This is a genomic window from Paraglaciecola sp. L1A13 (assembly GCF_009796745.1).
Lineage (GTDB): Bacteria > Pseudomonadota > Gammaproteobacteria > Enterobacterales > Alteromonadaceae > Paraglaciecola.
Window position 1 is genome coordinate 2,469,775 of record NZ_CP047024.1, and the last position, 13,303, is coordinate 2,483,077.

The 13,303-nt window shown below is 41.0% G+C and carries 11 protein-coding genes; 5 read left to right on the forward strand and 6 right to left on the reverse strand.

Annotated elements, in window-relative coordinates; translation table 11 throughout:
* The first annotated feature begins 166 nt into the window (after positions 1-166).
* Entirely contained in the window at positions 167-2,131 is a 1,965-nt protein-coding gene (locus GQR89_RS10200; RefSeq protein ID WP_158769944.1) for a beta-galactosidase, read from the forward strand.
* 60 nt (positions 2,132-2,191) lie between these two features.
* Here the strand turns inward: GQR89_RS10200 and GQR89_RS10205 are convergent, their stop codons facing one another.
* Together GQR89_RS10205 and GQR89_RS10210 are read right to left on the reverse strand one after the other, a co-directional pair.
* Positions 2,192-2,500, reverse strand: a complete 309-nt coding sequence (locus GQR89_RS10205; protein WP_158769945.1) for an isoamylase early set domain-containing protein — start codon at positions 2,498-2,500, stop codon at positions 2,192-2,194.
* Between the two features lie 411 nt (positions 2,501-2,911).
* A complete protein-coding gene (locus GQR89_RS10210; protein ID WP_158769946.1) occupies positions 2,912-3,886 on the reverse strand; it encodes a GlxA family transcriptional regulator in 975 nt (324 codons plus the stop codon).
* 216 nt (positions 3,887-4,102) lie between these two features.
* Between GQR89_RS10210 and GQR89_RS10215 the strand changes: the two genes are divergently transcribed.
* Genes GQR89_RS10215 through GQR89_RS10230 form a run of 4 tightly spaced genes read left to right on the forward strand, consistent with a single transcriptional unit; the run spans position 4,103 to position 8,519 of the window.
* A complete protein-coding gene (locus GQR89_RS10215) occupies positions 4,103-5,908 on the forward strand; it encodes an acyl-CoA dehydrogenase (RefSeq protein WP_158769947.1) in 1,806 nt (601 codons plus the stop codon).
* Between the two features lie 50 nt (positions 5,909-5,958).
* Complete coding sequence (locus GQR89_RS10220) at positions 5,959-6,963, forward strand: NADP-dependent oxidoreductase (RefSeq protein ID WP_158769948.1); 1,005 nt, start codon at positions 5,959-5,961, stop codon at positions 6,961-6,963.
* Positions 6,963-7,727, forward strand: a complete 765-nt coding sequence (locus GQR89_RS10225) for an SDR family NAD(P)-dependent oxidoreductase (RefSeq protein WP_158769949.1) — start codon at positions 6,963-6,965, stop codon at positions 7,725-7,727. The genes GQR89_RS10220 and GQR89_RS10225 overlap by 1 nt, the downstream gene beginning before the upstream one ends.
* 27 nt (positions 7,728-7,754) lie before the next feature.
* On the forward strand, positions 7,755-8,519 hold the full coding sequence (locus GQR89_RS10230) for an SDR family oxidoreductase (RefSeq protein WP_158769950.1): 765 nt from the start codon (positions 7,755-7,757) through the stop codon (positions 8,517-8,519).
* Between the two features lie 95 nt (positions 8,520-8,614).
* On the opposite strand, the gene GQR89_RS10235 is transcribed toward GQR89_RS10230, so the two are convergent.
* The 4 genes from GQR89_RS10235 to GQR89_RS10250 all read right to left on the reverse strand — a co-directional run bounded on the left by GQR89_RS10235 (position 8,615) and on the right by GQR89_RS10250 (position 13,282).
* The gene (locus GQR89_RS10235; RefSeq protein ID WP_158769951.1) at positions 8,615-8,941 is read right to left on the reverse strand and encodes a YdbL family protein; all 327 of its coding nucleotides are present in this window, start codon (positions 8,939-8,941) and stop codon (positions 8,615-8,617) included.
* Positions 8,942-8,951: 10 nt separating this feature from the next.
* Positions 8,952-9,131 (reverse strand): YnbE family lipoprotein, encoded by a 180-nt coding sequence (locus tag GQR89_RS10240; RefSeq protein WP_158769952.1) that lies wholly within the window; start codon positions 9,129-9,131, stop codon positions 8,952-8,954.
* Complete coding sequence (locus GQR89_RS10245; protein WP_158769953.1) at positions 9,128-11,818, reverse strand: YdbH domain-containing protein; 2,691 nt, start codon at positions 11,816-11,818, stop codon at positions 9,128-9,130. The genes GQR89_RS10240 and GQR89_RS10245 overlap by 4 nt, the downstream gene beginning before the upstream one ends.
* A gap of 156 nt (positions 11,819-11,974) precedes the next feature.
* Positions 11,975-13,282 carry a DEAD/DEAH box helicase gene (locus GQR89_RS10250; protein WP_158769954.1) on the reverse strand — a complete coding sequence of 436 codons (1,308 nt, stop codon included), beginning with the start codon at positions 13,280-13,282 and terminating at the stop codon, positions 11,975-11,977.
* Positions 13,283-13,303: the final 21 nt, after the last annotated feature.

Genomic DNA, 13,303 nt, shown 5'->3' on the forward strand with positions numbered 1-13,303 from the left:
GCTTTTAAGCGGCATTGTTGTATCTAGGCTTTTATAACAATATTGGTTTGGTTAATTAAGCAACGAACAGTTCTTAGAAATAAAATAGTCTTTGCGTTAACTCACATAAATGTTTAATTTCCTCGCATCGTATTTATCATACAAATTAATCAATCGGAGGCGATGTATGTCCGCTTTAAATAACAACTCACTAACGCTAGGTGTATGTGATTATCCTGAGCATGTACCGCAAAATGAGTGGATTAAACATGCAGAGCAACAAAAAGCATTAGGCTTAAGTTACGTTCGTTTAGCTGAATTTTCATGGGCAAAAATTGAGCCGCAAGATGGTGTGTTGGACTGGCAATGGCTTGACGATGCCATTGATACATATACAAATTTCGACCTAAAGATTGTTATGTGTACACCTACGGCAACGCCACCTGCATGGCTGATCCAAAAATATCCTCAAATACTGGCCGTTGACGCTCAGGGACAAACGATGAAGTTTGGTTCACGTAGGCATTATGATCATGCCAGTGACATTTATCGCCAAGAATCAAAGCGTATTACCACGCTAATGGCAAAGCGATATGGACAGCACCCAGATGTTATTGGTTGGCAAACGGATAATGAATTGGGACATGAAGGTACAGCTGTATCGTATGGTGGGGCTAGTGCTCAACGATTTCCCAAATGGCTTGAGCATCGATACCGCACATTAGATGCCTTGAACGAAGCGTGGGGTTGTGCATTTTGGAGCCAAAATTACTCACAGTGGCAGCAAATCAACCCACCTAATCTAACCGCTGTACGTCAACCTAATCCCTCTCAAGCGTTAGACTACCAGCGATTTTGCTCTGACATGATTGACGAATTTCAACAAGTCCAAATAGATATTCTTAGAGCTTTATCTCCAAAGCGCTTTCTTACCCATAACTTTGTTATTTTTGCGCAGGAATTCGATTTGTACAAAGTAGCTAAAAATCTAGATTTTGTCGCTTGGGATAGCTATCCAATTGGTATGTTAGAATTTTTCGCTACGTGGGAAAGCGAAGAAACCAAAACAGAATTTGCTCGTACGGGCCATCCTGATTTAGTGAGCTTTAATCATGATTTATACCGGGGAATTAAGGGTGGCCGTGATTTTTGGGTCATGGAGCAACAATGTGGACATGCAAATTGGGCGCAGTACAACCCATTGCCCGCCGCTGGTGCGGTTCAGCTATGGACCGCTCAGGCATGGGCTCATGGAGCAAGTTCAGTTACGTACTTTAGATGGCGCGCTAGTCATATGGCACAAGAGATTATGCATTCCGGCTTACTTCAACAAGACGGGCGAGCTGACAGAGGATACCAAGAAGTTAAAGAATTTGATCCGACTAAATTTGCTTTAGAAAAAGTTAACGCTAAAGTAGCGTTATTGCATGATTACAACAGTTTGTGGATTTATAATCTGCAGCCACACAACAAAGATCTTAGCTATTGGCATCAATTTATGATGTTCTACAGCGCTCTTCGCGAATTAGGAATCGATGTTGATATTATTCATCCTGATCAACTAGCTGATAAAGATTACGCGTTAGTTGTATCACCCGCCTTGACATTAATGACAGATAAAATTGCGACTCAGTTAAGTCTCGCGGCTACCAAATGCCCGATTGTATTTGGACCACGTACGGCTTTTCGCAATAATTCTGGGCGGGTTGCTGATCAAGGGCAATTTCAAATGATCGAAGCACTGGTTGGGATTAAGTTGGCGAATTTTGATTCTTTGCGCCCCACAATTCAGCAGCAAATAGATAGCGCGAATAATAATCAGAGTTTTAGTGCTGCTCTATGGTGTGAAAGCTATGAGTTAACGTCTGCAAGCGCAACGCATTATTACGCAGATGGCCCTATGGCAGACTTAGCGGCTGTTACTCAACATGAACAGGTAAGTGTCATCGGAGCATTGTCCGGCGAATTAATTAAATCAGTGCTAAAAAATATAGCTGAAAAACAGGCGATTGAAACGTTCGAGTTACCCAAAGGACTCAGATTAAGCACGCGCGGAGATACAACGCTTGTGCTGAACTTTAATCAACAAGATGTCAATTGGCTTGGGGAAACTTACCCCGGCGTATCGTTCACTGAGTTTCAAAAGGGTTAGGTTGAACTTATGACCCAAGGTCCCTGTACCAGTATAGAAGCTGGTACAGGTAGCCAAGTATCAAAGTTTAATAACTGAATTTTCTTCAGTTGACATTGGAGACGTCTGGTAAGCGTCGGCCTGCCAATCATTTTCGTATACTTTGCCATCTAGCAAATAGCGAAATTGATAATCCGTTTCTACTGGTAAATCCATAGAGGCAGAAAAACTACCATTTTTGAGCTTTTTCATCACTGTCGAACTTTTGTCCCAGTTATTGAAATCGCCAACAATACTAACTGAATCCGCTGCTTTTGCTTCTTCCTTGGTGAGCTTGAACGTGACCTTACAAACAGGTTTCGATTTTAAATATTGTTTCTTAAAAGCCATGATTTTCCTCTCAATGTAATTAAAGAACAGATTTTGGTTTATTTATACACCTAAAACGGCTAATTTTAAAACGATTCCGTAATAAAATTACGGAATAAATAGCCATTATTCATTATTCCATCGTTTTACTTTCTAGTATATCTGATTTCAATTGCACAATATTGATGCATGTCAGTAGTCTCAATAGTTAATTAAAACATTTATAAAATAACGAAAAACAGGAATTTTTAATCATTTATATATACCTGATTGATTTATAAAGGATTAAATTTTATACGTTACTAAATCTAAATGTTTGCATAATATTTTATTGCTAATGAGTTGTTTTAAAGCAAAAACTGTACACATTTTAGCTATTACCACAATTTTATTAACGTTAGTTTATGGTGATGTAATAGGGAACCCTTAACGTCAACGTCGAAATTTTTTACCGTATTGGCTTGGTGATAATCCAGTGTGCTTTTTAAATAAGCGGGTGAAGGAACTAAGATCATCATAACCAACTAAATTGACTATACGTTCAACATTATGACTTGATGCTTCAAGATGCTTTTTAGCTGCTTCAACCCTTATGCTCTGTAAATAGGCCAAAGGGGATTGTTCTGTTGCATGTTTGAAACGCCGTACAAAGGTACGCGATGTCAGATTCACTCTCTCACATAAAGTATTGACCACTATTTTTTGGGCATAATTTTGTTCTAGCCACTGCTGAATAGATAACACCTCCGCATCTTGATGATATTTTTTTGTGCGCAGTGAAGCATACGCTGATTGCTCTCCACGGGATAAATCAATCACATGAGCCTTGGCCGTCGTCGTTGCAATGTCATGTCCTGCATAACGCTCTATTAATAGTAACGCTAAATCAAACCACGCCATCCCGCCACCGGAGCAAAAGATGTTGTCTTGTTCGGTGATCATCCGATCAATCTGTAAGTTTACATTCGGATAAAGTTGCTTAAATAATTCTGCATAACCCCAATGTGTCGTCGCCATTCGTTTATCTAAAATACCGGCTTGAGCTAAAAAAAAAGCGCCACTACAATTGCTAGCAATATCTGCCCCCAATGCATAATGCTTTCGAATATGCGGTAAAAGAGCAACGTTGTTACGCAGCACCTCTATGGGATCGCCGCCTATTGTGGGGATCAATAACAAGTCCGTTTTTTCAAGAGATTCAATTGAGACATGGCTGTTTAATTCGAGTTGATTAATACATTTTACTGATTTGCCTTTTAACGAAGCTATTTGCACTTCAAACAGGGGCTGTATTGGTAACCCTTGCATTCGTTGCCATGTTACGCCCGCTAAACCAAATATATCAAGAACGCCAGTAATGGCACTAGCATAGGCTTGATCAAAACCCAGAATAGTCACTTTGAACATAAATTAGCTCTCACTATAAACCCATGTTTTTGCACCGTATCACGGGATGTTATAACAGTCATTAATGACCATTATTATGTCATATATGACAATTATTCACCCTACTTTTATCTGCGAAGCTATAGCCTGTTAAAAGAATGTTGCCAGAATTAGGCCTCACATCAATCTGTGATCACTTAGGTGTCACGACTCGTGAATAAAAAAGGTGCAAGTACTATGAGTGAAGAATTAGTCAGTCGTAAAGAATTAGCGTTTCAATTGTATGAAGTGTTAGATACAGAAGCATTGTGTGAGCGCGGACGTTTTAGTGAGCATAATAAAGACACCTTCGACGCAGTTATGGATACGGCTGATAAAATTGCCAGAGAAAAATTTGCACCACATAACCGTAAAGCTGACATAAACGAACCCACATTTGATGGGCATAACGTGCATATGATACCCGAGGTACAAGAGGCATTTGACACTTATGCGGAATCAGGACTCATTGCAGGTCGCTTCGATTTCGAAGACGGCGGAATGCAACTCCCTGAAACGATTATGATGGCTTGTTCGAGTTATTTTATGGCAGCAAATCCATCTAGCACAGGCTACGCATTCTTAACCGTTGCAGCAGCGAATGTTATTAAGAATTTTGCTAGTCAAAGCGTTAAAGAACAATTTATGCCACGTATGTTAACCGGCGAATTTACCGGCACGATGGCACTTACAGAACCCCATGCAGGCTCATCTTTGACAGATATTACAACGAGTGCCAAACCCGCAGATGATGGTACTTATCGTATTAAAGGCAGTAAATTGTATATCTCGGCTGGGGATCACCAATTATCTAAAAATATCGTGCACTTAGTATTAGCAAAAATCCAAGGGGCTCCTCCTGGCGTTAAAGGTATCTCGCTTTTTGTGGTCCCCAAGTTTCGCTTAGATGAAAACGGCAACCCTGGCGAGCGTAATGACGTTACGTTAGCGGGTCTTATCCATAAAATGGGTTACCGCGGAACCACGTCTACCGCACTTACATTTGGTGATAAAGACGATTGTCGCGGTTTTCTAGTGGGTGAAGAACATCAAGGCTTGAAGTACATGTTCTTGATGATGAATGAAGCTCGCTTGGGTGTCGGCTTTGGTGCTGCAATGGTTGGCTACGCAGGGTATCGTTATTCATTAGGCTATGCAAAGGAGCGTACTCAAGGTCGTGTGGCACCCCACAACAAACCAACAGATAAAGCCGCCACAATTATTCAACACGGCGATGTTAAACGAATGCTGTTGGCACAAAAATCTTATGTTGAAGGTGGCATGGCCCTTTGTTTTTACGCAGCAAGGCTTGTGGATGACCTTCATACCGTAGAGTCGGGTAAAGAAAAACAGCAAACAGCTGAACTGCTCGACTTACTGACTCCGGTTGTTAAAGCATGGCCTTCTGAATTCGGTCCTAAAGCGAATGACTTGGCTATTCAAGTACTTGGTGGTGCTGGTTATACCCGTGAATATCCGGTTGAACAGTGTTGGCGTGATAATCGTTTGAACCCTATTCATGAAGGGACTAATGGTATTCAAGCATTAGATTTAATGACACGTAAATTATGGCAGGCCAACGGTGCGGGCTTGGTGCAGTTGCAAAGTGTAATGAGTAATGATTTTGCCAAAGCGCAACATCTAACGAGTAAACAACTGATTGGTGATCTTCAGCCTTATCTGCTTAAGCTTCAAAAGCTCGTCCCTTTATTAGCTTTAGAACTTAAAGGCGAACATCAAAACTCGTTGCTAGCTAACGCAAGTTGCTTCTTAACAATATTCGGTCAGATCGTTGTAAGTTGGATGTGGATACGTCAAGCGATTACCGCTGAAGCAGCTCTTAATGCAGGTGACTTATCCACTGATGACGAGTCGTTTTATCGTGGAAAACTACAAGCCGCAAAATACTTTATTGACTGGGAATTAACCTTAACAGACCGTGATTTTAAGATTTTAAATAGTATGAGTGATAGCTGCAGCGATATGCAGGAAGCTTGGTTCTAAAAATACCTTAATTAAATCATACGACAAAATATTAATGCATAGGATTAGTTATGAAAAACACGCAGTTTCTATTAGCGAAACGTCCCGTTGGTATACCAACGCGTGACAATTGGGACCAAGTGCAGGTCGATGTACCAACACTCAATGATAATCAAGTTCTAATGAAAGTCGCTTATATTTCATTAGACCCTGCCATGCGTGGTTGGATGAATGATGCAAAATCGTATATTGCTCCTGTGCAAATAGGCGAAGTGATGCGAGCGAGTACAGTTGGTCAAGTTATTGACTCACGTGATGCTAATTTCCAGAAAGGGGATTATGTTTTCGGTCATGGCGGGGTGCAGCAATACGCCGTCGCTGAAGGTAAAGACATTCATAAAATAGATACCAATATCGCTCCTTTAGAGCGCTATTTAAGCGTACTTGGTATGCCCGGTATGACGGCTTATTTCGGCTTACTTAATACCGGATTGCCAAAAGCAGGTGAAACCGTCGTAGTATCTGGAGCTGCGGGTGCCGTCGGCACGGTTGTCGGTCAAATTGCCAAAATAAAGGGCTGCAAAGTTATCGGTATCGCTGGGGGAAAGGATAAGTGCCAGTATCTTGTAGATGAACTTGGGTTTGACGGTGCAATTGATTATAAAAATGAAAATGTTAAACAAGCCCTCAAAACACAATGCCCTATAGGTGTAGATGTTTTTTTCGATAACGTTGGTGGTGAAATTTTAGATGATGTATTAACGCAGATACGTCTGCACGCACGAATCGTAGTGTGTGGTGCGATAAGCCAATACAACAATACAACACCCGTTAAAGGCCCCTCTAATTATTTATCATTGTTGGTGAACCGAGCGCGAATGGAAGGCATAGTCGTGTTTGATAACGTCAAACATTATGGTGAAGCTGCTGCAGAAATGGCGCAATGGATTAGCGAAGGGAAACTAAAAGCCAAAGAGCATGTTGTCACTGGTATTGAGAATTTCCCCGAAGCCTTACTTATGCTGTTTAAAGGTGAGAATACTGGCAAGTTAGTACTGAAGGTGGACAACGAGTAATGAGTGATAATAGCGTAGCTGGCAAACATATATTAATTACTGGTGGGGCATCAGGTATCGGTGCTGAGACAGCTTTATTACTGGCTAAGCGCGGAGCCAAAGTCACCATAGGCGATTTAAACGAAGTAGATGGTAAGACGTTAGTCGAGCGTATAAATGATGAAGGTGGCCAAGCGCGTTTTTGTAAAGTTGATGTCAGTGTTAGCCAGTCAGTTGAGGCTCTTTTTGTAAGTGCTATCGGCGAGTTGGGCAACATTGATGTATTAATTAACAATGCTGGAATTGATCATGACCCTAAGTTTTTGCTCGAAATAGAAGATGCTACTTTTCATAAAAATATTGCTGTTAATGTAAATGGCGTCTGGTACTGCATGAAACAAGCTCTAGGGCACATGTTAGAAAACGGTGGAGGGCATGTGATCAATATTTCCTCCGTCGCTGGCATCCGAGCGGCGCCCACTTTGTCGGCTTATAGTGCAGCAAAACATGCTGTGGTAGGCCTGACTAAATCTGCTGCAGTGGAATACGCAAGATATAACATTCGTGTCAATGCCGTATGCCCAAGTTTTGTGCGTACGCCCATGGTGGAACACGTACTATCCAAATTAAATGAACGGGGACAAAAAGCCCTAATCAGTGCCAACCCAATGAAGCGTCTAGGGGAGCCTCAAGAGATTGCTGGGGCAATTGCATGGTTATGCACAGCAGAATCTAGCTTTATGACAGGGCATACCGTGGTATTAGATGGCGGCATGACTGCTTAGTAAATAATTTTATTTAAAGGACATATTATGAAAAAAGATATTTTTGATTTAACAGGAAAAGTCGCGCTTGTCACTGGCGCAAGTCGCGGTATTGGTGAGTCTATCGCTAAGTTGCTGGCTGCTTATGGTGCACATGTTATTGTATCAAGCCGGAAGATTGATGGCTGCGAAGCCGTGGCTAAAAGTATTCGTGATGATGGCGGAAAAGCCACAGCGATGGCTTGCCATGTGGGCGAAATGGCCCAGATTGAGCAAACTTTCGCTACGATTAAAAAAGACTTCGGACAACTAGATATATTGGTTAACAACGCTGCAGCTAATCCTTACTTTGGGCATATTCTGGATACAGACCTAGCCGCTTATGAAAAAACCGTTGATGTTAATATCCGAGGTTACTTCTTTATGTCAGTTGCGGCGGGCAACATGATGAAAGAGCAGGGCGGTGGCGTTATGCTAAATACGGCTTCAGTTAACGGTATATCTCCAGGTGCTATGCAGGGAATTTACTCCATTACAAAAGCAGCGGTAATCAGTATGACTAAAGCATTCGCCAAAGAATGCGGACCGCTTAATATACGGGTAAATGCCTTATTACCAGGTTTGACTGAAACTAAGTTTGCATCAGCACTCACCTCAAACGAGAAGATACTTAATACGGCATTATTGACCATTCCTCTTGGCCGAGTAGCTCAACCAGATGAAATGGCTGGTACTGTCTTATACCTAGTATCAGACGCGTCTTCCTACACAACAGGTACTACTATCACTGTTGATGGCGGTTACTTAGCATAACGTCAAAAATAATTAAAAAAACCGCTAGCGTGCTCACACATTAGCGGAATTTTTTATCATTCGTACAATGCCAATAACATTTTATCTATGGAATGTTATTTCTTAACCCAATTTCCATTGACTAGTACATAATGTCCAGCAGTGGTTTTCTCATAGGCTTTTTTAGCGGCTAGCTTTTCGACTTGCTCAAGTGTCAGGTTATTCTTGCTAGCAAGCTGGTTATATTTGTCTTTACGCTTAGCGTTCACTTCTTTAATCAGGGCCAATACATCCGGTTGACTAACAACCGCGCCAAGATAGCCATCAGTTTGTTCACCAACAAGACCCTGCTCTTTGGCGCTGTCCAGTTCAATAGCAAAACTCATACTACTAAACAGCAACGATGCCGCTGCAAAAAAAGTCGGTAGTAGGGCAGTCTTCATAATTTTCTCCTTAGAATAATTCGCTGTCATCGCTGAAAATATCATCCAATTCTTTATCAACTTTTACGCGTATTTCATGGTCAATTTTAACATTGATGTTGATTGTAATGGGTTCTTTTGTTTCTACTTGTACTTTGTGTGTACAAGCACTTAATGGGATTAAGGCTATCAGTAGCCAGTATTTTTTCACTTTTTATCACCTTTTTTGATTTTCTGTTCAATTTGGTTTTGCACCGAATCCGTCAATCTTAATGATCTTAATAAGGTTAGAATATTTTCTTCGTGATGGTAATTAAAATTAACTTCCTGCTGTTGATTAGCATTTTGCCCTAATATTGAAAAATCTAAAAACAATAACCCATCTGGATTTAATTTCACTTGGCTACTTAATTGTTTAAATTTTAAATTTTTAAGATAATTCAATTCTGTTTGTTGTTCAGCAATTGAGTCGAATGCTGGATTACCGTTGATCTTAAGAGTTCCGGGACCTTGGCTTTTTAATAAACCACCGTCTATATAAAATTGTTCATTCTGCACAATCATAGGTAATATCCCGCCAACGCTGCCCGTCACATTAATTCCTGCTTGTTTTTGTAAATCCACCACTTGAGCTAAATCGATATTTTCCACAGTAATTTGTGCTTGTTGATCTCGTTTATCTAACCACAGTTTATCCAGTGCAAACTTACCACCTAATACCTTTCCCGTTACCTGCTCAACCTTTGCTACATTATTCTGTACGTAATACTGCATATTCACATGCTCAATGGGAACGCCTGTATCCGCACTTTCGATGTTCAATGTAGTTTTAGGTAGCTGAAGGCCCGCTGAATTTAGTTGCAATGAGCCACTTGTCGATAAATTATTGATATTAAACTCTTGATATTTGAGCACAACATCAGCAAGTGTAAAAGAACCTTCGAACGTTGCATCTTTTAGCTGATACTGACCGTCAAGTTCCAGCGTGCCGTTTTGTAATATAAGTGCTGGCATAAAACGGCTGATAGCTGGTTGCAATCCACTTAATGCTTGTCTGTTAAGCGTTAATCCAAGAACCTGTTCTTTTTGTTCAATACTAAAGTTGAAGGTGTTATCTACAACGACTTGATGATGACTGGTTAGGATATTGGCTTCGCGCTGTGCATTTAACTTATGAGAGACATCAACCTCTGAAAGAGTTAGGTATTGGTCATTCTCAAGATTTAGTGCAATCCCGCTTAATATAGAACCCCCTACTAGGGATACTTTATTCAGATCGATAACAGAACCTTGGAGATTATTGGTTAGTTTGTTGATCAAAATATCATCGATCTTGATTTGGTATAAGGTGCTATTGACAGAAAGAGTAAGCTGTTTGAAGTTTTCTCCGGTTACTTCCAATGAGCTGCTAAGGGCTTTAGTTGTTATCACTTTACTTTTAGTAGGCACGGCAGTGGTCTGAGAAAGCCCATTTTCGGTTTGCGTTGTAGCGTCACGTGCAGAGGTTTGTAGGGTGTATTTCGTGCCTTGGGCCTTTAAATTCGCGCTTATCGAAATCCCTGAGTTTGATGATATATCACCTGTTATTTCGCCTTCAATTAACTTGGCATTGATGCCGTAATCGATAAATCGATCTACTTTTATCTCACTTTTTATACCCTCTAACCCCCAGTTATCCGCGTTCCAGTGTAAATTCCCTACTATGTTAATTAACAGTGACTGTGGATCGGCAACCGACGTATTTGGTATTTGTGTGGCGCCTAACTGGATATCCGTATTGTTGCCTGTTGCTAACAACTTGTCTGCTGAATGCAGCAATTCTGTTTGCACAGATACAGTGCTGCTTACTGCTGGGTTCTTTTTCTCACTAGGTAATTGGATAGACAGTTGCTCAAAATCCGCCGACATGTTTGGTGTTAAACTGCGAACGCTAAATTTCGACGTATTAACCTGCTCAGAATTAATGATAATGGGAGCGGGAGAGGCTAATTCAAACTTATTGGGGAGTGTATAAGGTAATGTCGGCATTACAGTATAACAACCTTGCTTAGGCATAAGAACAATAGCCGATTGGCTCAGATCAAGCACCAACTCCTGGCTCGCTAAAGAAATATCTCCAAATATTTTACCGCTAACATGGGTATTAATTTCGCACTTATCAAACTGATAATCGAAATTTACATCTAGTTTGTGCCAAGAATTCAGTTGTGTGCCATCAAACTTTATATGAGTGGATATAGGCGCATCCATCAACTGGCGTTGAGTCAATAGTGTTTGCAAAGAATGTAAACTGGAAAGATTTTGCTTAAAGTAAGATGACGCTTTATCAAGTGACCAATCAACATCTGCAATAATCAGTGTTTGATCCTTGTCTTTAATATTGCGTAACTCTAGCGTGGCATTGAAATCCCCTTCAATAAGAAGTGAATTACTTGAGGGTTGGCTAAGTTCGAATTTTAATGGGGCAGATAGCAAAGCCGACTCAATGTGTACTGACTGGATATTTAATAGTGGGAGCGCACTCGGTAATTGCCAACTTGCTAAGTCAAAATTGCTAATGGTCGACGTAGGTTTTTCGGCAATATTGGCGCTTATTTCATGTTTGACCCTTAGCGAAGAAATGGATAATTGATTTTTTACACGCATAAAATGTGCGTTATTGAGTTGTATAGTTAGATTATGCAGGGTGATACAGGCTTTTTGTATGGTGACATTAAACTGCCAATCAATATCGAACGTTAAACACTCAACACGAATATTCTGTTCTTTAGCAAAGGTTTCAATGGCTAAGGTGGCGACAGATTGTCTAAATACATAAGTTAAAAATAGTGAGATAACAACGAATAAAAATATAACGAAGGGAACATAAAAGCGCTTTTTAGATAACAATATACCCACAGCAAATAGCTCCATCTAAAGCGAAATCAAGGAAGGTACAATATCAAATATTGGGGTAGATAATCTAAGGATCTGTAAATTTTTACTGGAAGGCATGCCACTTACGTTATAAGTTGATGCAACATATAACGTAAGTGGAAGGAATAACGTGTTAGCTTATGAAGATTTACGTCGAGGGCTGGCATTTTGAGGACCATTTCCTCTGCGGTTACCGGCAAAATGACCTCGCGCATTATCACCAGAACGTTGTCCGTCACGGTGTTGCACATTGGGTTTTTTAGGTTTTTTAGGCTTCATTGGGCGAGAGTCCAAACGAGACTCTGGTAAACCATGTACAGGTTCAAACCCTTCAATACTTTTGCGATTTATAATTTGTTTAGTAAAACGCTCTATATCCGCCAGTAATGAAAACTCGTCAGCTGTAACCAATGAAAATGCTGTTCCACTTGCACCTGCACGACCGGTACGTCCAATGCGATGCACATAATCTTCAGCTACATTTGGTAAGTCATAGTTAACTACCTGTGGGAGCTGACTTATATCTAACCCGCGGGCGGCAATATCGGTGGCGACTAGTGCACGTACTTTACCGCTTTTAAATTCAGCCAAAGCTTTAGTACGGGCGCCTTGACTCTTATTACCATGGATTGCTGCTGAGGTGATCCCTCGAGCCTCCAATTGTTTGGCAATGCGATTAGCGCCATGTTTAGTACGACTGAAAACAAGAACTTGTTGCCAATCATTGTCTTTAATCATACGGATTAACGCTGGCGTTTTCTGGTTTTTATCTACCGGACAAACCCACTGTTCTACCGCTTCTACCGTGGTGTTTGGTGGTGATACAGATACTTCAACTGGATTGTTTACCAAACCTTTGGCTAAGGTGCGGATCTCATCTGAAAAAGTGGCTGAAAATAATAAGTTTTGACGCTTAGCTGGTAATAACTTCAGCACTTTTTTGATATCGTGAATAAACCCCATATCGAGCATTCGGTCAGCTTCATCTAATACCAAAATTTCAAGATCGTCGAATCTAACCGCATTTTGATTATATAAATCAAGCAGTCGACCCGGCGTGGCGACTAGAATATCAACGCCTTTGCGCAATTTAATCATTTGCGGGTTGATACCCACACCGCCAAAGACTACCGCTGAACGTAACGGTAAATCTTTACCATATTCAACTACGCTAGCTGCAACCTGGGCAGCAAGCTCACGAGTAGGGGTTAATACCAATGCACGAGCTTGGTTTCCACGCGCGTGGGTACCACGGTTTAGTAATTCAAGAAGGGGCAGAGTAAAGCCTGCGGTTTTGCCTGTACCTGTTTGCGCGGCCGCCATTATATCCTTGCCTTCTAGGATGGCAGGAATAGCTTGTGCTTGAATAGGTGATGGTTCGGTGTAGCCTTTCGCTGTAACGGCAGACAAAATTGCGGGGGATAAGCCTAAATCGGCAAAACTCATATTTTACTCGCTGGTCGTGAA

What these genes read in the sequence shown, in the direction of transcription:
- GQR89_RS10200 (WP_158769944.1), top strand. Translation starts at nt 167, where the DNA reads ATGTCCGCTTTAAATAACAACTCACTAACGCTAGGTGTATGTGATTAT.
- GQR89_RS10205 (WP_158769945.1), bottom strand. Translation starts at nt 2,500, where the DNA reads ATGGCTTTTAAGAAACAATATTTAAAATCGAAACCTGTTTGTAAGGTC.
- GQR89_RS10210 (WP_158769946.1), bottom strand. Translation starts at nt 3,886, where the DNA reads ATGTTCAAAGTGACTATTCTGGGTTTTGATCAAGCCTATGCTAGTGCC.
- GQR89_RS10215 (WP_158769947.1), top strand. Translation starts at nt 4,103, where the DNA reads ATGAGTGAAGAATTAGTCAGTCGTAAAGAATTAGCGTTTCAATTGTAT.
- GQR89_RS10220 (WP_158769948.1), top strand. Translation starts at nt 5,959, where the DNA reads ATGAAAAACACGCAGTTTCTATTAGCGAAACGTCCCGTTGGTATACCA.
- GQR89_RS10225 (WP_158769949.1), top strand. Translation starts at nt 6,963, where the DNA reads ATGAGTGATAATAGCGTAGCTGGCAAACATATATTAATTACTGGTGGG.
- GQR89_RS10230 (WP_158769950.1), top strand. Translation starts at nt 7,755, where the DNA reads ATGAAAAAAGATATTTTTGATTTAACAGGAAAAGTCGCGCTTGTCACT.
- GQR89_RS10235 (WP_158769951.1), bottom strand. Translation starts at nt 8,941, where the DNA reads ATGAAGACTGCCCTACTACCGACTTTTTTTGCAGCGGCATCGTTGCTG.
- GQR89_RS10250 (WP_158769954.1), bottom strand. Translation starts at nt 13,282, where the DNA reads ATGAGTTTTGCCGATTTAGGCTTATCCCCCGCAATTTTGTCTGCCGTT.